General features: G+C 36.1%; 22 protein-coding genes, 1 pseudogene and 1 riboswitch. Of the genes and pseudogenes, 7 read left to right on the top strand and 16 right to left on the bottom strand.

Annotated elements, in window-relative coordinates:
- The first annotated feature begins 116 nt into the window (after positions 1-116).
- The 3 genes from ACVYAD_RS02785 (at position 117) to ACVYAD_RS02775 (ending at position 3,442) form a co-directional block, all read left to right on the top strand.
- Positions 117-1,607 (top strand): circularly permuted type 2 ATP-grasp protein, encoded by a 1,491-nt coding sequence (locus ACVYAD_RS02785; RefSeq protein ID WP_476424436.1) that lies wholly within the window; start codon positions 117-119, stop codon positions 1,605-1,607.
- A complete protein-coding gene (locus ACVYAD_RS02780) occupies positions 1,561-2,526 on the top strand; it encodes an alpha-E domain-containing protein (protein ID WP_476424434.1) in 966 nt (321 codons plus the stop codon). Before ACVYAD_RS02785 ends, ACVYAD_RS02780 begins: the two co-directional genes overlap by 47 nt.
- Positions 2,527-2,587: 61 nt before the next feature.
- On the top strand, positions 2,588-3,442 hold the full coding sequence (locus ACVYAD_RS02775) for a transglutaminase family protein (RefSeq protein ID WP_349657902.1): 855 nt from the start codon (positions 2,588-2,590) through the stop codon (positions 3,440-3,442).
- Positions 3,443-3,597: 155 nt separating this feature from the next.
- Here the strand turns inward: ACVYAD_RS02775 and bioF are convergent, their stop codons facing one another.
- From bioF to ACVYAD_RS02715, 12 genes and pseudogenes are all read right to left on the bottom strand, one after another.
- Positions 3,598-4,767 carry an 8-amino-7-oxononanoate synthase gene (gene bioF, locus ACVYAD_RS02770; RefSeq protein ID WP_476424432.1) on the bottom strand — a complete coding sequence of 390 codons (1,170 nt, stop codon included), beginning with the start codon at positions 4,765-4,767 and terminating at the stop codon, positions 3,598-3,600.
- 3 nt (positions 4,768-4,770) lie between these two features.
- Positions 4,771-5,502: a 6-carboxyhexanoate--CoA ligase gene (bioW, locus tag ACVYAD_RS02765; RefSeq protein WP_476424430.1), complete on the bottom strand. Its 732-nt coding sequence runs from the start codon at positions 5,500-5,502 to the stop codon at positions 4,771-4,773.
- Positions 5,483-5,986 (bottom strand): hypothetical protein, encoded by a 504-nt coding sequence (locus ACVYAD_RS02760; protein ID WP_349657899.1) that lies wholly within the window; start codon positions 5,984-5,986, stop codon positions 5,483-5,485. Before ACVYAD_RS02760 ends, bioW begins: the two co-directional genes overlap by 20 nt.
- Before the next feature lie 308 nt (positions 5,987-6,294).
- Positions 6,295-6,843, bottom strand: a complete 549-nt coding sequence (locus tag ACVYAD_RS02755; protein WP_476424428.1) for a GNAT family N-acetyltransferase — start codon at positions 6,841-6,843, stop codon at positions 6,295-6,297.
- 125 nt (positions 6,844-6,968) lie between these two features.
- On the bottom strand, positions 6,969-7,697 hold the full coding sequence (gene queE / locus ACVYAD_RS02750; RefSeq protein ID WP_476424426.1) for a 7-carboxy-7-deazaguanine synthase QueE: 729 nt from the start codon (positions 7,695-7,697) through the stop codon (positions 6,969-6,971).
- Positions 7,690-8,163 carry a 6-carboxytetrahydropterin synthase QueD gene (gene queD / locus ACVYAD_RS02745; RefSeq protein WP_476424424.1) on the bottom strand — a complete coding sequence of 158 codons (474 nt, stop codon included), beginning with the start codon at positions 8,161-8,163 and terminating at the stop codon, positions 7,690-7,692. Before queD ends, queE begins: the two co-directional genes overlap by 8 nt.
- A gap of 3 nt (positions 8,164-8,166) precedes the next feature.
- Positions 8,167-8,826, bottom strand: a complete 660-nt coding sequence (gene queC / locus ACVYAD_RS02740) for a 7-cyano-7-deazaguanine synthase QueC (protein WP_476424422.1) — start codon at positions 8,824-8,826, stop codon at positions 8,167-8,169.
- A 341-nt stretch (positions 8,827-9,167) separates the two neighbouring features.
- Positions 9,168-9,214, bottom strand: a riboswitch (PreQ1 riboswitch).
- A 606-nt stretch (positions 9,215-9,820) separates the two neighbouring features.
- Positions 9,821-10,675, bottom strand: a complete 855-nt coding sequence (gene speE, locus ACVYAD_RS02735; protein WP_476424420.1) for a polyamine aminopropyltransferase — start codon at positions 10,673-10,675, stop codon at positions 9,821-9,823.
- Positions 10,675-11,109: an adenosylmethionine decarboxylase gene (gene speD, locus ACVYAD_RS02730; protein WP_082172725.1), complete on the bottom strand. Its 435-nt coding sequence runs from the start codon at positions 11,107-11,109 to the stop codon at positions 10,675-10,677. The genes speE and speD overlap by 1 nt, the downstream gene beginning before the upstream one ends.
- Positions 11,106-12,602 (bottom strand): aminotransferase class I/II-fold pyridoxal phosphate-dependent enzyme, encoded by a 1,497-nt coding sequence (locus tag ACVYAD_RS02725; protein ID WP_476424418.1) that lies wholly within the window; start codon positions 12,600-12,602, stop codon positions 11,106-11,108. The genes speD and ACVYAD_RS02725 overlap by 4 nt, the downstream gene beginning before the upstream one ends.
- Positions 12,602-13,777, bottom strand: coding sequence for a methionine adenosyltransferase (gene metK / locus ACVYAD_RS02720; RefSeq protein WP_349657890.1), 1,176 nt, complete (start codon positions 13,775-13,777; stop codon positions 12,602-12,604). Before metK ends, ACVYAD_RS02725 begins: the two co-directional genes overlap by 1 nt.
- A 687-nt stretch (positions 13,778-14,464) precedes the next feature.
- Positions 14,465-14,578 (bottom strand): annotated as a pseudogene (locus tag ACVYAD_RS02715) (radical SAM protein); the annotation flags it as partial.
- Positions 14,579-14,757: 179 nt separating this feature from the next.
- Here ACVYAD_RS02715 and ACVYAD_RS02710 point away from each other — a divergent pair.
- On the top strand, positions 14,758-15,441 hold the full coding sequence (locus ACVYAD_RS02710) for a GntR family transcriptional regulator (protein WP_476424415.1): 684 nt from the start codon (positions 14,758-14,760) through the stop codon (positions 15,439-15,441).
- A 21-nt stretch (positions 15,442-15,462) separates the two neighbouring features.
- Positions 15,463-16,080 carry a sterol desaturase family protein gene (locus ACVYAD_RS02705; RefSeq protein ID WP_349657888.1) on the top strand — a complete coding sequence of 206 codons (618 nt, stop codon included), beginning with the start codon at positions 15,463-15,465 and terminating at the stop codon, positions 16,078-16,080.
- 910 nt (positions 16,081-16,990) lie between these two features.
- Here ACVYAD_RS02705 and ACVYAD_RS02700 read toward each other — a convergent pair.
- The 3 genes from ACVYAD_RS02700 to ACVYAD_RS02690 all read right to left on the bottom strand — a co-directional run bounded on the left by ACVYAD_RS02700 (position 16,991) and on the right by ACVYAD_RS02690 (position 19,771).
- Positions 16,991-17,506 (bottom strand): hypothetical protein, encoded by a 516-nt coding sequence (locus ACVYAD_RS02700; RefSeq protein WP_476424591.1) that lies wholly within the window; start codon positions 17,504-17,506, stop codon positions 16,991-16,993.
- A 678-nt stretch (positions 17,507-18,184) separates the two neighbouring features.
- Positions 18,185-18,760, bottom strand: coding sequence for a hypothetical protein (locus ACVYAD_RS02695; protein WP_476424412.1), 576 nt, complete (start codon positions 18,758-18,760; stop codon positions 18,185-18,187).
- Between the two features lie 135 nt (positions 18,761-18,895).
- Positions 18,896-19,771, bottom strand: coding sequence for a tyrosine-type recombinase/integrase (locus tag ACVYAD_RS02690; protein ID WP_476424411.1), 876 nt, complete (start codon positions 19,769-19,771; stop codon positions 18,896-18,898).
- Between the two features lie 368 nt (positions 19,772-20,139).
- On the opposite strand from ACVYAD_RS02690, the gene ACVYAD_RS02685 reads away from it, so the two are divergent.
- Entirely contained in the window at positions 20,140-20,934 is a 795-nt protein-coding gene (locus tag ACVYAD_RS02685) for an enoyl-CoA hydratase/isomerase family protein (RefSeq protein WP_386828395.1), read from the top strand.
- Positions 20,935-20,979: 45 nt separating this feature from the next.
- Here the strand turns inward: ACVYAD_RS02685 and ACVYAD_RS02680 are convergent, their stop codons facing one another.
- Positions 20,980-21,795 carry a hypothetical protein gene (locus ACVYAD_RS02680; protein WP_476424409.1) on the bottom strand — a complete coding sequence of 272 codons (816 nt, stop codon included), beginning with the start codon at positions 21,793-21,795 and terminating at the stop codon, positions 20,980-20,982.
- A 450-nt stretch (positions 21,796-22,245) separates the two neighbouring features.
- On the opposite strand from ACVYAD_RS02680, the gene ACVYAD_RS02675 reads away from it, so the two are divergent.
- A complete protein-coding gene (locus tag ACVYAD_RS02675; protein ID WP_476424407.1) occupies positions 22,246-23,424 on the top strand; it encodes an aminotransferase class I/II-fold pyridoxal phosphate-dependent enzyme in 1,179 nt (392 codons plus the stop codon).
- The last annotated feature ends 69 nt before the right edge of the window (positions 23,425-23,493 follow it).

Below are 23,493 nucleotides of genomic sequence, written 5' to 3'. Positions count from 1 at the left end.
GCGGATGTGGTTCCTTTTCAATTGGTACCCATTTACTACAATTACGCCATGGCGAAATTGATTCATATTTAGTGTAACACGTTTTCTCTACTACTTAAATTCGGAGGGCGATCCATATGATGAAGTTTTACGAATCTGGTTTGTTTTTTGATGAAATGTTAGATGGCAATCAACCGAAGCCTCATTATCGGTCTTTCCACCATAAGCTCAATGCATTCACAAAGGAGCAATTAGAGGAAAAATATCAGCAAGCACAATCTAGATTCCTTAAACAAGGCATTACATTTACCGTATATGGAGCACAAGGTGGAACAGAAAGGACAATGCCCTTTGATTTTATACCTATTATTATTCCACATGAACAGTGGCAAGAAATAGAAGCTGGGATGAAGCAACGTGTAAAAGCGTTAAATTGCTTTCTACATGATGTTTACAATGAACAATCTATTTTTGAGGATGGGCTTATTCCGAGAGAGCTCATTGAAAACAATCCGTATTATTATAAAGAAATGCTTGGTGTAAAAGTACCTATCGATAATCATATTTTTTTAGCTGGTATCGATTTGATTCGTGATGAAAATGGTGTTTATTACGTGTTAGAAGATAATTTACGCAATCCTTCAGGTATTTCCTACGTTTTTCAAAATCGATCTGTGATGAAGGAAGTGTATCCTGAATTTTTCTCTAAACATACGATCCAGTCACTCGATAAACAAATGGCCTTTATGAAGAAGGCACTCCTTGCTCATCGGCCACCTTGTATGGAGCCGAATAGAGAACCTAAAGCTGTCCTTTTAACAGCCGGCATGTATAATTCGGCCTATTACGATCATGTTTTTTTAGCACAACAGCTCAATATTCAGCTAGTTGAAGGCCGTGATTTAGTGGTCCGAGATGATAAGGTGTACATGAAGACTATCTACGGTCTAGAACAAATCGATATTATTTATCGTCGAATTGATGATGATTTCCTAGATCCTGTTGTTTTTCGTAAGGATTCTTTACTCGGGGTACCGCATATTATGGAGGCTTATAAAGCTGGAAATATTGCTATTTTAAATGCAGTTGGTAACGGTGTTGCTGATGATAAGGCGATGTATGCCTATGTACCGGATATGATACGTTACTATTTGAATGAGGAACCTATTTTACGTAATGTGAAAACTTATCATCTAGCTGATCATCGTCAATTAACTTGGGTTCTTGAGCATATAAGAGAACTTGTTATAAAAAATGTTAGTGCCTCTGGTGGCTATGATATGCTTATTGGTCCGCATGCGAGTGATGAAGAAATCGCTATTTATAAAGAAAAAATTATGGAAAACCCACATCAATACATTGCACAGCCAACGATTAGTTTATCTAGAGCACCTGCTTTCCAGGATGGAAGATTTTATCCTTGTCATGTTGATTTACGTGTATATGTGATGAAGGGTGAAGATATTTATGTGCTTCCTGGCGGTTTATCACGTGTAGCATTAAAAGAAGGATCTTTAGTCGTAAATTCTTCACAAGGTGGAGGAGCAAAAGATACGTGGATATTAAAGGAGGAATTGCAATATGCTAAGTCGAGTAGCCGATGCACTATACTGGATGGCACGATATAGTGAACGATCACAATCGAATGCACATATATTACAAGTACAGCTGTTGAATATGTTGGAGCAATCTGGCAATGAAAATGAATACATCGATCATTGGGAAGCGGTGTTGAATATTTGCGCCTCGAAGGAAGAATACTTGACCTTATATGAGTCGATTCGAGTTAATCCACTTATCGAATATCTACTCTTTTCTACTAATAACTGTAACGCTCTTCATGCTACTTTATGTGCCGTTAGAGAAAATGCGCGTGTAACTCGAGATAGCATTCCCATTGAGCTTTGGGAATTGCAAAATGACTTTTATTTATCCTTACAGCAAGAACTATTGGAACGTGAAAGACCTATTCCACTTATTGTTCTTAACTCTTTTTTACAAAATGTTCGTAAAACTTCATTAACGGTGACAGGGCTTATCGAAGGTTCGATGGATCGAGATGTACCGTTTTATTTCATACAAGTTGGGAAATGGTTAGAGCGTGCAGAAAAAACGATTCGTATGGCTTTAATTATACTGGAGCAACATAAGGAGATAGCTATCTCCTTAGTAGAAGCGGACGGTTCGTTTTTACTCGATTTATCAGAGGCGACAGAGTCTTATTTACAAAAGCATCGCCAAACTAACTTACTATGTGTGCTCCAATATTTATTACAAGATAAGCATTCTCCACGTTCAGTGATGTTTTGCTTACAAAAATTAGAGGAAGCATTTATTTCTTTAGAAAACGATCCTCTTTCAGCTAGATTTTTAGAGCTTCATGCTCCATTAGAAAATTTATTGTTTGCTATCATGAATGTAGATGTTTGGAATAGTACATTAGAAGAAACAATTTTATTAATGGAGGAAAAATTGTGTCAATGTATTGATTTAGGCAATACATTTTCAACAATATATCATTTATATGAACCCAGCGTACAACCTTGAAAGGAATCAACGACAGCTCCCTATCAACAAGCAAGTCAGTAATTCAAAGGAAGCGGACACTATGAAATTTGAAATTCAACATACTAATATTTTTCAATATGAGTCTGAAGTCGATCAAAGCTTAAATACAATCCGCTTAAAGCCAAGAGGCGATGAGCGTCAGCGCTTATTATCCTATCGCATTGCCATTACACCTTCATCTTTAACACGTGAGCATACTGATATATGGGGCAATACAGTTGGCACTTTTTATATACCAGAGCAGCATCAAGAACTAGAAATTCAAACAACCTCTATTGTCAGCATTCAACGTGCACCATTTATTCATCGTATTCAATATTCACCAGAGATGCAGACGATTTTTCACTCGCAATTGTTTTATGAACATTATTTGCCCTATATAAAGTTTACACAATTTACGTATATGACAGAAAATCAGTTAGAGGAAGTTTATCATGCCATTGGTCATGCTGAAAATCCTGTACTATTTTCATTAAATTTAATGCAATATTTATACTCAACTTTTGAATACGATCCGGGTGCAACCGATGTGAAAACTACGGCAAGTGAAGCCTTCGCCCTGAAGCGAGGTGTTTGCCAGGATTTCACACATGTCATGCTGGCCGTGCTAAGAGCTAAAGGAATTCCAGCGCGTTATGTGAGCGGTTATTTATATGTGGACGAAAACTCTGCCTTGATCGGAGATATTGCAACCCATGCTTGGGTAGAAGTCATGATACCGGGAATCGGCTGGATTGGTCTAGATCCAACTAATAATGTTGAAGTATTAGAACATCACATTATTTTATGCATTGGCCGTGATTATTCCGATATAAGCCCTGTTGAAGGTGTTTATTCAGGTGGAAAGCATAATTTAACAGTTAAAGTGAGTGTCAAAGCATTGAGTCATTTGTGACAAATAACGGTAATGGTTTAAATTAACCCCTTGATTTTTCTATCTAAGTAGAAGAATCAGGGGTTTTGTTATGAACTATTGATTTGAAAACGGTAAATCTCGGTAATCCAACTATTATTTACATATTTTCAACATTATTAAGTGTTATAAGACTTTTATACAATACCCATTTCTTTTCCTATTTTCTTCATTTTATTTATAACTGTATTGAGCTGCTCCATTGTATGTGTAGCCATCACTGTAATCCGTAATCGGCTTGACCCTTTTGGCACAGTTGGTGGTCGAATCGCTGGAATAAAGACACCTTCATCCATAAGTTTCTCAGAAAATTGCACAGCTTCATGGGAATCACCAATAAGAAGCGTTATAATTGGCGTTTCCCCCTCATTAACTACAAAACCGGATTCCTCCAATTTCAAACGTAAATACGTAGCATTATTCAGCAATTGCTCCCTTCGTTCGGGCTCATTTTGAATAATGGATATCCCTTCTCGCGCGGCTTCAATCGCACTTGGAGATAAACCTGTTTGGAAAATAAATGATCTAGCGTTATTTAGTAAATAGTTCTTTGCAATTGCGGACGTCGCCACAAAGCCACCCTCTGCACCAATCGCTTTACTCAACGTGCCCACTGTAAAATCAATCTGATCTTTCAACCCAAAATAATCAGCAGTACCACGACCATCAGTTCCTAAGACACCTGTCACATGCGCATCATCAATCATTATGTAAGCATTGTATTCCTTTGCTAGCGCAACGATTTCGGGAAGTGGAGCAATATCACCATCCATACTAAAGACGCCATCCGTCACAATTAACTTCTTTCCATCTCCACGTGATTGCTTCAATTTATGCTCTAAATCCAACATATCAGCATGTTCATAAACAATTGTTTTTGCTTGACTGAGGCGACAACCATCTATAATACTCGCATGATTCCAGGCATCAGAAAATATAATATCACCTGCCTTCATCACACTCGAAATCACACCAATGTTCGCTAAATAACCACTGCTGAAAACAATGGCAGCTTCAGTTTTTTTCAAATCCGCAATTTCAGATTCAAGCTGTTCATGAATATCGAAATTTCCAGTTGTTAATCTCGAACCACCAGCTCCTGTACCATATTTACTAATACCTTCCGATGCTTTCTTTTTCAACCGAGAATCTGTTGCAAGACCTAAATAGTTATTAGATGAAAAAAGCAAGAATTTCTTACCACTTATGATTACCTCGCTCTCATTGCCATTTGAAAACGAACGTAACTTTCTTGTCAATCCTTTCTCTTCTATTAATTGTAGTTCCCGTTGAAACCAATGATCCATTTTTTAATCCCTCCTAATGAGAACCGGTACGCTTTCTAAATAGTTTATAAAAGATTCTAGTTCAACTTCATCAGACACAAAATAAACACGACCTCCACTTTCACAGCCATCCCTTTTTAACGGAGTAATTCTGACATAGCCAATGCCACGATTACTTACATATCCAGTCACGTAATCTGGATCATCAGACCAACATAATTCTGCAATTGTAAACGGAGAATTTGCCACTTTCGACGCCAGAGCCAACGCTTCACCTACCCGTTCATTAAGGTCTCCATCAGCATCTTGCCAATCGATTCGTGATACACGCACACCCTTTTGTCCTCGATCGTCAAGCCGTAAGCCAGTTTTACTATTTAGGATGATTGCCCCACGGAGATTTTGATTACTACTAAGTTGATGAAAAGCAACATCCAGTGCATGCTCTGAAACACCTAATGAGGTTAGTATCTTTTTTGCTTCACTACGTGCCTTTTCGATCGAAGTCTCCTCAACTGTTGTAATTTCTAATGGTGATATATACTGAATCTGGTCAGGCGCAATTTTTTCAACGGTAATTCGAATAAAGTCAGCATCGCCACGTGAATGATTACTTGCTTTCTTCAATAACTGTTTTACAATTGGCTCTATCTGAGATTTACTACCTATCCGTTCACCACCAGATATATGCTTTTCCCCTAGTTCAGGACTTCTTTCAGCTGCACGCATTCGAATGCTATAACACGCTTTTAACATGATGATTACCTGCTACTTTCTTATTAATTGTATGTAACATTTTCGTTATGGGATAGACACTAACAGCTGTGATTACCATACCTGGAATAGCCACAGCTAATAACGGTAAAAATGGAGTCCCTAACGTATAAGCCAAACCAAATCTAGCAATCGTTGTTCCAATTGGGCCTGCCAAAACGAGTACTGGAATTGAAGTCCCAAATAAAACAATGAGTAGGCCTACAGTCAATCGAAAAATCAATGCGATCTCCACATTTAAGATCGAGTGTATCCCTAGTAAAAATAAGATTAAACTTGCAATAATCCCCGCTAGAAAATAACGCTTAAACCCAAATACCGCTGCAATCGCAACTGCTATGGGTGCTGATAATTGAAATTCAGACCCAGGAATACCTGTTGGAATTTTAAACATGCCTGTAATGATAATAAGACATGCTAGCAATGAAATCTGAGCAAGATCATAAGTAGAAAACTTTCGGGTCATTTTTTTCCTCCATCTTACTTTTTAAATTAACATGTAATAACTTTATGTTATTTCCTCCTATTCTTTATTTGCGTTAACTTATTTTTTATATTAAGTTAACACAAATCAAGGTTGAAAAGTAGATAAAATGGTAGGATTTTTTATTATTTATGAAAATAGTTTTTGTTACTTATCAAAGGTTTAAATAAAAACCCCTGATTTTTCTACGCTAAGCAGAAGAATCAGGGGTTTTATTAAAATCTACTGCTTTTTAATCTGCATAAGAGAACGTATACAAAAAACTTCTTCGTTCTTGTCTACTTATAAACTTATTTTGCGTTTATAAAATAAACTAGATGATCAGTCCATTTGTCGTCCTCGAATATGAATCCTTGCCTCGTGCATTCATACACCATTCCAACACTTTCTGCTAACTTTATAGATGCTATATTATCAAGGTTTATATGAGCTTCTATTCGATGATAATGTAATTTTTTAAACGCTAGATCTAAGGCAGCTTTTACAGCCTCTTTCCCATAACCTTTTCTCCAAAACTGGTTATGAATTGTATATCCGAACCTGGCCCATTGAAATTCTTCCCTCATAATTGTCGAAAAGTCTATAAAACCAATATGAGTATTATCTTCTTTTCTAAACACTCCAAATACATAGACCTTGTCATCTTCAGCCATTTGCTGATGTTTAGTAACTAAATCACGAAACCATTCTTTCGTACAGATGCTCATATCTAATTTACCTTGATCGTATTTATGTTGAGAAGGTAAACGATTTTCATACTGGGCTAGCCAAGAAGAATAATCACCTTCTTCAAGAAATCGAATAACTAATCTTTCCGTTTCATTTCTTATTTTATTCAATCGAACACCTCATCTAGAATACTTTCTATTCTTATATAGATTATTCTACATAAGGGAATTATTTCCTTCCTATTAAAATAGTATTTTCTACTTCAAATAGAATATGTCTTAAATCCATAAGTGTACTATACCCCTCTTTTATTCCCCCAAACAAGGGCATGCAACTGTGGCAGTACTTTGACATCTGTTAATTCCTCATCCTTCATCACTTTATCTATCAGTGCATGATATTTATCTAATAAATGTAGTATTAATCCTGAATTGTCAGTCGTCGTGAGATCATCATTACCGACCTGAAGATAAAAAGGAATCGTTGGATATCGATGGTGAATTTGTTTAGCATACTCGTAATCCTCTTGATTAAAAACGACTATTTTAAGAGATACATGATGATTACTGTTTCGATTTTCAAGTTTTTCGAAGATTTCAGAGAGCATCGAATAGTTTGTCGTCATACCAGAGCTAGGTGGCTTTGGGGAAATTGTCAACTCATCAATCTCATACATCCATTTTTGCCACCTACTACCTTGTGTTTCCACCCCGACCTTTATGTCATTTTCTTTTAAAATGGCAATGAGCTTCTCCAAATTTTGGATGAGTGCAGGGTTGCCTCCTGAAATCGTAACAAATGAAAAACCGCTGCCTCCGAGACGTTTCAGCTCAGACCAAATCTCCTCAGCTGTCATTTGAACAATAAGATGCTTTCCGCTGCCATCCCACGTAAATGATGAATCACACCAAGAACAGGAATAATCACAGCCGGCCGTTCTCACAAACATTGTCTTTTGGCCAACTACCATTCCTTCACCTTGAATCGTCGGTCCAAAAATCTCGATAACAGGTATCTTACTCAACTTCCATCCACTCCCGTCTCGCTTCTGCATAGCTAGTCGGTGTTTCATATAAGCGGATAAACTCAACACGCGCACCGTTATATCTTTGTTCATCAAGCAAGGCCGCAGCCAACTTTTCGTAAATCCAAACAACAATATTTTCTGCCGTCGTATTCATTGGTGGAAGCGTTTCATTTAAATAACGGTGATCCAATTGAATTTCTATCTTTTCTTTCCATATTCCTTTAATATCACCAAAATCAATCATCAAACCCCGTTCATCAGTGTAACCACTCAGTCCTAATATTACGCGATACGTATGACCGTGCAGGTTTTTACATTTCCCCTCATAGTTATGTAAATGATGAGCAGCATCGAAGGTAAATTCTTTACTTACGAGAACGCGCTTTGCATGATAGTTCAATTGATTTCTTTGAATATCTACATTTAGTTTTTGGAGCTTATCGACGATTCTAAAATCTGACATGCCTTATGACTCCTTCCTGTAACTCAAATACTCATCAAGCCCTTTTTTCCGCAGTTTACATGCTGGGCATTCACCACAGCCATCTGCTATTACACCGTTATAGCAAGTTAACGTTCTTTCCCGAACAAATTCAAGTGCTCCAAACTGATCAGCAAGTTCCCATGTTTGTGCCTTATTCAGCCACATCAACGGTGTATCAATAACAAAGGAATCATCCATCGATAAATTTAACGTTACATTCAAGGATTTAATAAACACATCTCGGCAATCCGGATATCCGCTAAAATCCGTTTCACAAACGCCAGTTACAATATGCTTAGCTCCTACTTGGCTCGCTAAAACGCCCGCAAATGAAAGGAAGAGAAGATTTCGACCAGGTACAAAAGTCGATGGAAGCTCACCATTTTCTCCGTCTTCTACCTTTATGTCTTGTCGTGTCAATGCATTCGGAGCAAGCTGATTCAGGAGTGACATATCAAGAATGTGATGCTTGATACCGAGCTCTTCTGTTATCATCTTTGCACATTCAATTTCAAGACGATGCCTTTGGCCATAATCAAAAGTTACTGCTTCAACCTCTTTAAAACGTTCTTTTGCCCAGAACAAACAAGTTGTACTGTCCTGACCTCCACTAAATACAACAATTGCTTTTTCCTGCTTCATCTGTAAAAACTCCCTTGTTTCAAGAAAACAGCACTATAAGAAAAAGTACTGCTTCTTTTAGTTTTTTTTAGAGGGTAGCTAAATACCTCTTTCTTAATTGAACGATTCAATACCGTAGTTATCGATAATCAATTTTTCCGAATTAAAATATTGTGTACTTTGGTTACTCAATAATGGTAAATCCTACAGTCCTTCTGTATGGCTTCGGCCAGACATAAAAAAACCTCCTTGTAAAATGTTTCCCAACACTTTTCAAGAGAGGCATCACCAATCGTTCTAATAAAACGTAAGTAAAAACATAAAAAAAGCCACGTCCGATATGGACATGGCATAATTATCATGTTTCCATAGTTTTTTATAGAGGGTATCAGCTATGAACCTCTCCCGTTCTAGTCCGGGCATTCTTTTCTCAAATATAATACAAAAAATAGTAGAAAACGTCAAATGGATTTTTAAAGGCTGTTTCTAAAAGATTGTTGCTATAAAAACATAAGAACAGATTAATTTTACAAAATGCGCAGAGAATGCACGCTTTCTTTTGGTTTTGATTATGATTTCTCATAAAATCTTGGAGATTCGTCATAAGTTGTGGATTACCTTATTTAGTCTTATTTCCAAATTGCTCACTAGTTTGCTGTAGCGTACGAACTAGGATCGATAAGCTAAATATTACAGGTTCACCAATGATTTTGACTATTTGTAAGAATTGTGGAGAAGTAGCTTCAATGAAAGTTAAGAAACTAGATAAGTTCAAATAGAATCTTTTAGTTATACTTTGGGTCACTTCAAGTAGAGTAACCCTTTATTAATTTCTTACCTCAGGATGACCTCGCCCTTATGAACATTTTCTTTCAGACCCAACAAAAAAACCGAACTATCCAATGAAACTTTTATAAAGTTTTTTGAAATCGTTCGGATTTTATATTCATCTTGTTTTGTTAATCAAGATTTTATTCGGCTTTAGAAAGGAACGATTTAGTTCTGTCCCAGCCTCTTATTCATCACGATCAAGTGACTCTTTCACAAATGTAGGAAGTGCGAATGCACCAACGTGTAAATCTGTATTGTAATATTTCGTTTTTAGGCCAAATTTATCCCAAGAATCTACTTGAATATCTTTAATTGGATGTAATGCTTTTGAAGCAAATCCGAATAGCCAGTGTCCAGATGGGTATGTTGGCATATGGAATTGATATACGCTCGCGATTGGGAAAATACCTTTAATTTTTTTATGTGCTTTGCGCATGTTTTCTGCATACTCGGCAAAGTATGGAGATTCATGTTGGTTAATTAAAATTCCTTTTTCATTTAATACACGGTAACATTCTTTATAGAAAGCTGTTGTAAATAAACCTTCACCGACTGAAATTGGATCAGTAGAATCTACTAATATTAAATCGAATGACTGATCAGCTGCGTTTTGAACATAAGCTAAGCCATCATCGAAAATCATTTCCATACGTGGATCTTCTTCAACATCAGCAGCTGTAATTGGAAGATATTTTTGGCTCAAACGGAATACTAACTCATCGATTTCTACCATTACTACTTTTTCTACTGATTCGTAACGTAGTACTTCACGAGCAGTACCACCATCACCACCACCGATAATTAATACCTTTTTTATGTCTGGGTTAGTAGCGAATGCTGGGTGCGTAATCATATCGTGATAAACGAACTCATCTTTTTCATTAACCATCATCAAACCGTCTAACGTGAAGAAAGTACCAAACTCTTCACTTTTATAAAAATCGATTTTTTGGAACGGAGATTGTTCACTATGAATTTCTTCGTTGTATCCGATTGAAAATTTACAGTTATCGCTCCATTGTTCTGTATACCATTTCATTAAATCACGTCCTCTAATACTTCTTGTTTCACTAGAATTGTATCAATTTCTTGTTCTGCAAATTGGCGAATTTTATCTGCCATTCCACGTGGTACTTCAAATGATTCTGTCTTTTTCGCTTGTAGTTTTTGTTCTAAATATTCTGCTGCCTTCCAAGGACTTACTGAGTCACCACATGTGTAAACATCTACAGAAGCAAATCCGTATTCTGGCCAAGTATGAATCGTTAAATGTGATTCAGCAATAATTACTGCACCCGAAACACCATATGGGTTGAAATGATGGAAGCAAGATTCTACAATTGTTGCCCCAGAATAGTCAGCAGCTTCATTCATAAACTGCTCGATTAATGCGTTTTGCTCAATAATTTCACTTGGGCAACCATAAAATTCAATTAATACGTGTCTACCTAATGTTGATAATTCAATGCTCATTTATTTGTCTCCCTTACGACTGTAATATAATTTTCTTCTTTCGTTTCGAACAGAACATTCCCAAAATTAAGAAAATAGAAGTTGTATAATTCTACTACTTCCTCTGAAATAACTTCACCAGGGATAATTAGTGGTATTCCCGGTGGATAAATCATTAATGAGTCTGCACTAATCCGACCTACCGCATCATAAATTAAAATTGTTTCTGTTTCTGCATTACACGCCTGTTGCGGTGTCATTGCTAATTTATTAATTTGATTCGCTGTCACATAAGCTGACTGAATCGCATCTTTTTTTGTGTGATTAAATTCAATATCTTTTAACGCATGTACTAATTTACCGATTGTTTCATTTGTATCAACATGACTTATGACTGCCATTATGACATATCCTTCAGCAAGTTCTAATTGAATGCCATACTGTTGTTTCAATATTGTGTAAACTTCGAAACCAGTCAAACCGAGATCGTTCACACGAATAACAAGTTTCGTCCAATCATAGGATTGATTGAAATTTTGTTGTACATAATCAGCTTTAAGCACTTCATAGCGTGAATTATTTTCAATTTCTTCAATTGCTACATCAACAACTGACTTTAATTGGCTATAACGTTGTTGTCCATACATTACTAATTCTCTTCGCGCTACATCTAAAGAACTCATTAATAAATAATTTGCACTCGTCGTTTGAAGCATATTTAATACTTTTTGCAAATGCTTCGAATCGATTCGTTTTTCTTGTAGTAATAGAAGCGAACTTTGTGTTAATGAACCCCCAGTTTTATGCATACTGACTGTTACTGCATCTGCCCCAGCACTAATCGCATCGTTAGCATCAGGTAAAAATGTTAAATGCGCTCCGTGTGCACTATCAACAATAACTGTTACATTCTGTTCATGTGCGAGCTTACAAATTTCTTGCAGTTGATTCATTGAACCAAAATATGTTGGATACGTTACTAGTAAAGCTTTCGCTTGTGGATTTTCTGCAAGTGCCGCTTTTACATTTTCAACTGAAATTCCGTGTGCAATGCCAAAATGTTGATCAACTTCAGGTTGAATAAATACTGGTTTTGCTCCGCTTAATATAATGCCGTTCATAACTGATTTATGGCAGTTACGAGGTACGATCAATGTATCGCCCTGTTTACATGTCGCTAAAATCATCGCCAAAATTCCTACAGTAGTTCCATTTACTAAAAAGTAAGCGTAGTCTACATTAAATGCTTGTGCAGCTAATTGTTGAGCTTCTTTAATAACCGATTCCGGGTGACTTAATAAATCAAGCTCCTTCATCGAGTTTACGTCCATTCTTAATGTCATTTCTCCAAGCGTCCATTTTAATGGGTTTTCATGTAGCCCCATTTTATGTCCAGGTACATCAAACGGCGTAACATCTTGTTTAGTATAATTGACTAAAGCTTCAAATAATGGCATGCGGTCTTGAGTGGCTAAAAATTCCTCAGTAGCCACTCGATTTTGCACGCATTGCATTATTGTCCCATAGCAACTGTTAAAAGTTGCTCTAATTCTGAAACTTTGTCTGTTTTTTCCCAAGTTACGTTTACATCACTACGTCCAAAGTGACCATAAGCTGCAACTTGTTGATATTGAGGTTTACGTAGATTTAGCATGTTAATAATGCCATCTGGCGTTAAGTCGAATAATTGACGAATCGCTTTTAAAATTTCTACTTTCGCTACTTTTTCTGTACCAAATGTTTCTAAAGCGATACTAATTGGTTCACTTACACCAATTGCATATGATAATTGGATTTCACATTTATCTGCCAAGCCTGCTGCAACAATATTTTTTGCAACGTATCGCGCTGCGTAAGCCGCTGAACGGTCAACTTTTGTACAGTCTTTACCAGAGAATGCGCCACCACCATGACGAGCTGCGCCGCCATAAGTATCAACAATAATCTTACGTCCTGTTAAACCTGCATCTCCGTGTGGTCCGCCTACTACGAAACGACCAGTAGGATTAATTAAAATGCGGAAGTCTTCATTCATACCAAATTGCTTCGCAACAGCTTTAATTACATTTTCTGTAACGTAATCAATGAATTCTACTCGGTCAAAATCATCATCATGTTGAATTGACATTAAAACAGTATCAATTTTAGGTTGCATACTATCCGTATAATCAATTGTTACTTGTGATTTCATATCTGGTCGAGCCCATTTGAATTGACCATTTTTACGTAACTCAGTTGCACGTTTTACAAGCATATGTGCCATTTCAATTGCTAATGGCATATAGTTTTCAGTTTCATTAGTCGCAAAACCGAACATAATACCTTGGTCACCTGCACCAACTTCTTTTGTATCGCTTGAAGAATCAACACCCATTGCGATATCAGGAGATTGCGTGTGTACTAAAACTTGTACATTACAGTTATGACCATCAATACCGAACTTATCATCTGTGTAACCAATGCCGATTAGGGTATTACGGGCAATTTTTTCGATATCTAGTTCTGCTTTTGTAGTGATCTCTCCACCAACAATTACTGTGTTTGTAGTTGTGAATACTTCACATGCCACACGTGATAGCGGATCTTGCGATAATGCTGCGTCTAATACTGCATCTGAGATTTGGTCTGCAATTTTATCTGGATGTCCTTCCGAAACAGACTCCGATGTGAATAATACTTTTTCTGACAATTTTAACTACCCCTAACAAATTATAGATTTTTAGGGCATAAAAAAAAGCTCACCCAATTTTAAGGAAAGCTTCGAATACTATCAGCTGCTGTTCCTCTTATTGTTCACAAAAGTTAATTTTGTGCTCAGGTTCGGCCCACTGGATTCAGTTCATTATGAACTAAATTGTTTGGCCACCGTATCTTCGACCCCTCGTCTCAACGGTTATTAATAAGAGCTATATTATTATGCTGAGACTCATATTAAGTCATAAACAATTGAGTGTCAATTTATTTTTTAATATTTTTTTATAATGAATCGCAATGAAAATTAATTCATTTACCCTTTTGAACCAAAAAATACTTAGTGTAACATTTCACAAGATGTTAATTTTTATTCTAATAAATGAATAAAAATACACACGAAGGTTTTTTATATTAATAATAGAACGAACTCCTATTAAATTTGTAAATAGATGTGTCAAATTAACATATTGTAAGCAAAAAAATTTTTAAATTAGCAAAGAAAATTCAGGTATTTTTAGCGTCTTTTATTTATAGAAATCCGTTAAATTTCTATAATTCAGACTATTATTTTCGGTCAATTCTAAGAAGAACATGACGATTCTTTGGTTCAAACTTGGTATGTTGATTAGCTAATTTTAACCACATTTATCAAAACTGCTAGGTTGATTTTGTCTACGGATAATCTCACATATCTTTCCTTATCTTTAAAACCACTATGGACATCAAAGTTATGAAATGAGAAATTCATTTGTCTTAGCGAAGGTTTATTTAATGCCTTTTCCCTCTTTCCACCAATTGTCTGATTCAAATAATTTAAATATATATTGCATTCTACTAAGAATTTTACGGCTTGTTTGATATGTCCAATTATAAAATTTCTACGTATCGTTGACAGAAAATTCAGACTTGGTATATAATTCTTGGTATTACCAATTTATTTAAGTTGTATTACCACATAGTAAAGGGGACAAGGTTTTGAAAGAAAAGGAACGCTCCTCAGATAAAATTGAGAATGAATTAATTAGATCAATAGTGGCTGGTGTTTATTCTGTAGGAAGTACTTTACCACCAGAAAGAGAGCTTGCAAAAGAATTTGGTGTAGGTCGGCCAACTATTCGGGAGGTACTTCAACGTTTAGGAAGGGGTGGATGGATAACAGGGAGAAAAAGAATGCCTGCGGTTGTTAATGATTATTGGCGCAATGGGAATTTAACGACACTTGTTAATATTATTGAGAATCATCATACCTTAACAGATGAATTTATCATGTATTTATTAGAATTAAGAAGTTCTTTGGCTCCGACTTATATTCGTGATGCTGTCACGTTTAATCAACCTAAAGTGGTTGCTCTCCTTGCCAATCTAGAGCAACTCGAAGATAGTGCAGAAAGCTATGCTGCATTTGATTGGAATTTGCAAAAAAGGTGTGCTGGCCTTGCAGTCAATCCAATCTTCTTACTCATTTTAAATAGCTTCGATTCTATTTATCTGGATATGGCAAAAAGATATTTTTCTATAAAAGAACATCGTCTGTTGTCCTTCGACTTTTACCACGGCTTATTAAAAGCTGCATTAAAAGGAGATGTAATGGAAGCGGAAAGGTTATCTACGACAACAATGGCGAAAAGCTTAGAACTCTGGAAAGATAGAAAAAAATAAAGAATACTGGAGGCGTGATAAATGAAGTTGAAATATTTTAAAGAATATTTTTTCTATCCTGATATATTAATCATGACCTGTCTATTCCTTATTAGTTTTGTATTTATGATTCTACATTTAACCTCTATCGGAATTTTGGGTGCTTTTATTTTGGGAATGATTATGTATTCCTTAGCTGAGTATGTAACACACAGGTTTCTTTTTCATCTGAAACCGCCAAAGAATGCATTTTTGTTAAAAATGCTTAAACGCTTACATTATGACCACCATACAAATCCGAATGAATTGCATTTATTATTTTTACCCTTATGGTATAGTGTGCCAAACATTGCAATTGCAGCAGCCATTTTTAATTTTTTTTCATCTAGCTTAGTAATGACAAACGCATTTATTGCAGGTATCATGCTCTTTTTATTATTTTATGAGTGGAAGCATTATATCGCCCATCGTCCCCTTCAGCCAATATCTCCATGGGGTCGTTGGATGAAAAAGGTTCATTTATGGCATCATTTCAAAAATGAAAATTACTGGTATGGCGTTACGAACCCAGCTTATGATTTTCTCATGGGTACCTTTAAAAACCAAAAGGATGTTGATCAAAGTAAAACTGTTAAAAATCTAGAGAAACGAGGCGACTAGGAAATATAATTATAAAAAATGCCTTGTAGCTTAAATATTCGGTCCTACTCTGTCAACATAATTATAGACTTTAAATAAACATTAAAAAGTCACAACCCATTTAGAGGTTTTGTAATCCCAAAAAGGAATAAATTTTTCTTAAACTCTTTCTATGTAGAAATTTTCTTAGCTTATATTCTCGTTAAAATGTGAGCGCTACGTCATTATAGAGTTCTATGAAGTTACATCCATTCTTATTGAAAACCATGGATAGAATAAGGGCTGTCACAAAATTCACTTTTATGACAGTCCTTTGTATATTTCTCATACACAATAAATATAAGTATTTGTTATTTAGAAACAACTTCTATGACTGTTGATTCAATTTTTTCCCCAGCTTACATTTGATGTTTTTAGGGGCTCTTTTTTTATAATATTCCAATGTTTACATATTGAATGAAAAGCTGGAGCGAAGCTGATGATCGTTCAAATTTATAATTCTGTTTACATAAAACAGCACCATCCACACGTAATGGAATGGTGCTTTCTCTGTTTTTCAAAAAAACTTTATTTACTTAAGATACTTTTCTCCATAATGAGTCCAAATGGGATTTTAATTTTTGATTCGGACCAAATTTGGTCCAACAACTACAAACCCCCGAATACAAGTAGTAGTAGTTAGCCAAGAGTTGCGATTAGTTAAAAATATTTAGTCAAACCGGATAGCCCTTTTGGGATGTTAGGAAAAATAACTGTTCTTGATGACTTCTGTGAAAAAAACGCACTTATTTATGATGTTCACCGTAACGTAACTAAATGAGGTTTTCGATCAAATGTACTCATACATTATTCTGGCCCTACGCATGTCAGCTATTCGCTATTAGTCGCTGCTTTACAATCATCTAGAAAGAGAGAGAGAACAGAACAGCATTTACGTTTCCTCTTGATCACCATTCTCACCTTTATTTATTGCACGACCTTCTCCACCAACCGCATGCTGCTGCTTCGTATTAGAACTTCCTATGGCTGAATTAGTTCCTCCCGTACTATCTAAACCACTGCCGCTTGCTACCTGAGTAGCTGAGGACTGTTTTTGCCCCTTATTTATCTGATTATTGATGATGATAACAATTTCTTCGTCACCATCACAGTCTTTATGCTGTTCGTGAGGTTCAGTCTGCTTCCCCTTCATACCGCTGTTTCTAGCTACCCCTTGTGCTCCCACACTTTGCTGTTGATCGGTATTCGAGGAATCTATTGCAGCATTACTACCAGCTGCACTATTTCTTCCTGCCCCACTTGCAATTTGCGTGGTATTAGGTGCACTAGTGAACTGATTATTTATAACAATTACAACCTTTAACTTATCCGATACAGGAGCATCAGTCCTAATTTCTTCTCCATCTTTTTTTACAATAATCCTTACTTTTTCATTTTTACTTTCCACTCCGTTTTGTAATTCCTTGGAATTAGACCCATCATTACTATCTTTATGATTTCGTTGATTTGACATTATACCACCTTCTTTTCAATTTAGAATAATATATCTTATTCGAAGAAGAAATTTAGGTTTAGTCAAATACATTATTTTAACTAAAGTATTATTTGGATAATATCTTTACGTATAGCATTCTATAAAAATCTCCCCATGGCGAGGTGTATGTCTAACCGCATTATCCAATAAATTGTTCACGTATCGCTCCAATAAGTGCGAATCATCAATGACATTTTGACGGAATTCTTTGGTTTAAATCAATTTTTTAGAACCTTGCTATCCAGAGGAACTTCTATTCTCTGCTTTCCCACTATTCTGTTCTCATATTTTATTCTTGTTATACGGCCAAACAACAAAAAACACTTATTCTACTATCTTGGGAGGTGCTGTACTATTTTTCAAAAAAACCTCACTTACTTATGATACGGTTCACCGAAACTAATATGAAATTGTATGACCTATTTTCGCGCGTAGGCCTATCTCTTTTGCTAAGATAAAACAGACGTTTTTCTTCAATTAACTTGCGCCGTTAGTAAAAGAGCGATTGCACTAATTGAACAATCACCCTCCCTTATTTTAAGTACATTTATTCATTATCTAATTAAGGAATGGATGAAACCGCATTTTATATTATGCCTCAGCATTATTTCTCTCCCAAAATAAAATACCGCCGTCATCTGCAATTACAAAATAATTGCCACTAAATGAAAACCCATAGCAATACAAAAAACCTCTATAAATGCGGATACAATTTTTATTGTGTCCTTCGACCAAACAGTCCTCAAACGCAGGTTGATAAATTATATCTTCACAAGGGTACAGAGGAGATACTCTTTGTAAACAATCCCCGAATTTATTACTGACTGGCAGTAAGCTCCCACCATATTTGCCTGCCAATTTAATCGATTTATCTTTTAAAACGTCGAAGCCTTCACAAATTAACAATGTTTCATTTAAATCAAAGTCATCTGTATAATCTCGGGATATTTTTTCTGCCCTTGCTAAATCTAGTATTCCCCTACCGTTACTTGATACGACAAGTAACAAATCGGATGATTCATCAAACCCGAAATATTCAAAACCACCAATACTAAAATTACCCTTAAAAGTCCATCCAACCGGACTTTTAGCAGAAGGTATTTGTTCTAATAAGTTATATGTATTTTTTCTATGATCCTCAAATGCCTTACTTTTAAAGTAATCCATGATAACCTCCATTATAGAACTGTTAAAAAATATACTAAAAAACTATTAAATAATTTATAAAAGCGTGCACAAATTTTCTATTGTTATTTATACACGCTTAATCACAATCCAATAAAGACGAAAAACGATCTATTTTTATTCAAAACGCTCCTGTCTTTCAGTGAGTACCCATTTTCGTACATAGCCCATTTTTTCCTGAATATTTTCGATTGTTTTTTCACTTTGAAATGCCTTTTGCATGACGGTATAGCGCAAATCCGTGGCTCTCACATTTGTGCCGATATCCTTTGATATCATTTGGAAAATTCGCTCAATTGTTTTTGTAGAGATGGATTTAGATTGACTAGCCTCACTTACCCAAACCCATTCTCCCAGCTTTTCTTCATGTAATTCCTCTGTTGCCTCTTTATAGTGCGCCAGCATGTTCATTAAAATTGAAGTCAGCTTTATTTCTCTACGCCCATTTTGATTAGCAATGTAAATAATCGATGAGTCAAACTGAATATGAGACCATTTCATACGGACAAGTTCTGCTGGTTTACATCCTGTCTCCATAAGTAGTTGGACAATGCAGCCATTTCGTCTTGCTAGCCAAGCATGCTCCATTGTTTTAGCGTATTGAAAATAAGTTGGCCAGACATTCGCAATTTGGATTAATTGCTTCTTTGTCAACAATGTCAAAGCTTCTTTTTGTCTCTTTTTAGGCTGTAAAATAACCTCATAGTCAAATGGATCCACCCATTCTCTTAAAAAGACAAAGTCTATAAAGCCTCGCAAAGTTGCAATTTTATGATTAAACGTATTGACATTCGCGTAACTCTCTTTTAAATAATTACTATATATATATAACAATTCTTTTAAATGATGATCTACATTCGAGTAGTTGTTCTCATGAGCAAAAGCTAAAAATTGATGTCCATCTATATTGTATTGTTTTTTCGTAGCAGTACTTTTTTTCAATGAGTTTAAAAGTAAAAAATAGCTGTCCCATGCTTCCACTAAAGTGACCATCTTATGACCTCCTTAATAACTGTGCGTGTTTTATTTAAGTTTACTATATTTTTGGGGCGTTAGTTTATAATTTAATTATCTAAATTGTTATGTCGGATAATCTGTAGTATTCATACACTATCCTGCTTTCAGTGTTCAAATGATCCTTTCAAAATGAAGAAACAAATGATCCTATAGCAGTGTCCCACATCTTTTGTTTTCTTACAATAGTAATTTTCCGCACTTTGTTGTAATACAATTTCTTTACTATGCCTCTATTCTTGTATAACTAGGCTGATTTACATGAAAATTCGTATAATTTAGTGTTTATGTCCGTTTGTGTTATATAATAAGAGTAACAACTATAACATGTAGGGGGCTTTTCAAGTATGCAAGTAAAAACAACTCGACTTGAAGCAGAAGACGCAAAAATTATTTATCAAGAAACAGCTGGACTGGCAATCATTACGATCCATCGCCCACAGGCTAAAAACGCGCTTACAGCAAATATGTGGGATCAATTAGCTAAAATTGCCTTACAAGTATTAGATAATCCGAAAAATAAAGTATTGATTTTACGCGGCTCTGGTGAAAACTTTACAGCTGGCTCAGATATTAAAGAATTCAACGCCATTTCTCTTGAAAAAGCCGAAGAAGCGTTTGTACATATGGAAAAAACGATTTCCACAATTGAGCGTTTACCAATTCCAACAATTGGCGTCATTAATGGTCCCGCAATGGGTGCTGGTTTAGAGCTTGCATTAGCCTGTGATATCCGCATCGGCTCTGAAAAAGCAAAGCTCGGTATTCCTGTCGGTAAATTAGGCATCACGTTGAATAACAAATTTGCACAACGTTTAGTTCAATTAGTAGGTCCTTCTACAACAAAGGATTTAGTATTTACGGGTCGCATGTTTAAAGCTGAAGAAGCCTTTAAGCTTGGCATGCTTAACTATTTAGTAACTGAAAAAGACTTAAATAAATACATGATTCGCATGGGTAAGCTTGTTGCAGGCATGTCACCTGAATCTTTACTAGCTGTGAAACAATCTGTTCAAGAATGTGTGGACAGTGTACCTTCATTATGGCAAGGCTCAACACCGTTTGTCGGAAAGGATTTTGCAGAAGGTTGCCGTGCCTTTGTAGAAAAACGTCAGCCGCAATTTACACGTCAATCGAAATAGAAAATAGGTACTCCGCTCGCCCTCTTGCGAATGGAGTACCTGTTTTTAGGATTTTCGTTTTTGTACTACCGACTTAATTTGAAGATGAATCGCATCTAATTCATACCCAAAATGCTGGTAGAATTCCTCCTGAATCGATGTTTGTAATGCATACAATCGATTTGGTATGGAATAAGTAATAGGTAACTTTAGCTGTAAAGTAATCGTTGCTTGTACTAGGTCGCCTAACACGAATTGTACGTGCTCAACTTTGTGCACGATATCTTGCTTTACACAGCAATACGTTAGTAGCTGCACATAAACATGCTTACCAATTTCAATATACTCTTGTTGAAAATCAGGACGAACAATCGTCGTCTCCCCTATTTTTTCACGCTTTGTAGAGAAAATCTCCTTCCCTTTTTGAACGAGTCGTTTAAAAAAGTTTTGTTCGACTTGTCGGTACGGGATTGGCATCACATGCTTCCCCTGCGTCTGTCGAATAAAGCGAGCTTTTGCAATTTCTTTTTGAGAACGTACATCCTCAACATAGTAATATGTATTGATAGGACCTAGCTCAAGTTGACGAGCGATTGTTTTAGTCATTTTATTGGACGTACCAATTAGCAAAATCGACTGTACTTTATATGTATCAAGTGCTTTTTTTACTTCATTACGATGTGTATCATCTGTAAAAATGGCTCGACGAACGGCTGTAATCGTATTCTTCTCAAATTTTGCGGAAATTCCAGCTACTTTCACTCCATTTACAATAAGAAGACCATCATCAATAAGAGCCTCTACCCCGATTTTATGGGCGAAAACTAGTGCGCTTGTACTTTTCCCTGTTCCACTTGGACCACTCAAAGAATAAACATCCATGACTGACAGCTCCTTTCCATTTTATGATAGCAGAAACAGTACATTTTTTCCGTCAAAATTATTGTTTCCAGCATTAGATCAATTATGCCTCGGCATAATTGCGTCCGGAATCGGCTTTGTATTTAGGCCTGCACGAGGGCCGACACGATGTCGGTCATTTCGATAATGCCACAGGACGTGGCGTTATTAGACAGAGTTCCTCTATTTCAGCTGGTTTTTACACACTCACTGAAAAATAACTGAAAATTCTTTTCGTTACATTACATCACATCACCTATCAAGATGGGAGACTACAGCTGAAAGAAGTTAATTTATTCCTGCTAGTCTACGCATACAATTTCTCCATTATAAAAATATATTCTTTTTTCAGAATATCTTTCCCTTTATATGCTTTAGTATGATAAAATGTGAACTACTATTCTGTTATACAACTATAAGGAGTGTACTAGTTTGAAAATCGTACCATCTAAAAAAATGTCTTTATTTACACCAGCAATTTTCGGAGATTTAAAAAATCATGCTAAGCAACAGGAAGCAAAAGGCATGAAAATGATTGATTTAAGCTTAGGTAGTCCTGACCTTCCTCCTCATGCTAAAATTCGCGAGCATTTATCGTATAGAGCGGGTTTAGCAGAATCCTACGGCTATACATTAACAGGCACGCAACGTTTTTATGAAGCTGTTAGTCGCTACTATAAACGTCGTAGTAATGTAGATTTAGATCCCGCTTCTGAAATCATTCAAACGATCGGCTCTCAAGAGGGATTAGTGCATTTACCAATCGCCTTTTGTGATCCAGGTGATATCGTACTATCTACAAACCCAGCTTACGTAGCCTATGATGCAGGAATTCACCTAGCAGGCGCAACACCTTACTATATGCCTCAAACAGCTGACAACGATTATTTACCAGACCTAGATGCTGTTCCCGAAGAGATTGCGCAAAAAGCAAAACTATTAATTTTAAACTTACCAGGTAATCCTGTACCTGCAATGCCTTCAATCGCTTATTTTGAAAAAGTCATTGCCTTTGCAAAAAAATACAACATTATCATTCTACATGATGCGGCATACTCTGAGTTCTACTTTACTGGTGATGGCCCAATTAGCTTCCTAGCCACTCCTGGCGCAAAAGAAGTTGGGATGGAAATTAACTCATTATCGAAAAGCTTTAGCCTTGCTGGTACACGTATCGCTTATATCGCGGGTAACGCTGAGATGATTTCGATTTTAAAACAATTAAAATCAAATTTAGATTTCGGTATTTTCGAACCAATTCAAGATGCTGCGGTCGTAGCACTTGATAATGCAGAGGAAATTACTGCAGACCTACGCGCAACTTTCTCTGAGCGCCATAAAACATTAATGAATGGCTTACATACTTTAGGATGGGATGCCGCTCCTTCTGAAGGTGGTATGTTCGTCTGGGCAAAATATCCGTACGATATTGATTGTACAGAGCTAGCCTTTAAACTAATTGAACAAGCTGGCATCGTGACAGTTCCTGGTACAGTATTTGGCTCGGCTGGACAAGGCTATTTACGTTTAGCGTTAGTACAACCGAAAGAAATGTTGCAAGAAGCTGTTGATCGCTTAGCACAAGTGCAACTAGCACCACAAAAATCATGAGCTAAACAACATGAAAGCCCTTCTAACTTTAATCGTTGGAAGGGTTTTTATAGATTATTATGTAATTCT

It is taken from the genome of Lysinibacillus sp. G1-3 (genome assembly GCF_056322905.1).
Note: the sequence above shows the minus strand (reverse complement) of the source record. Positions and strands in the feature narration are given on the sequence as shown.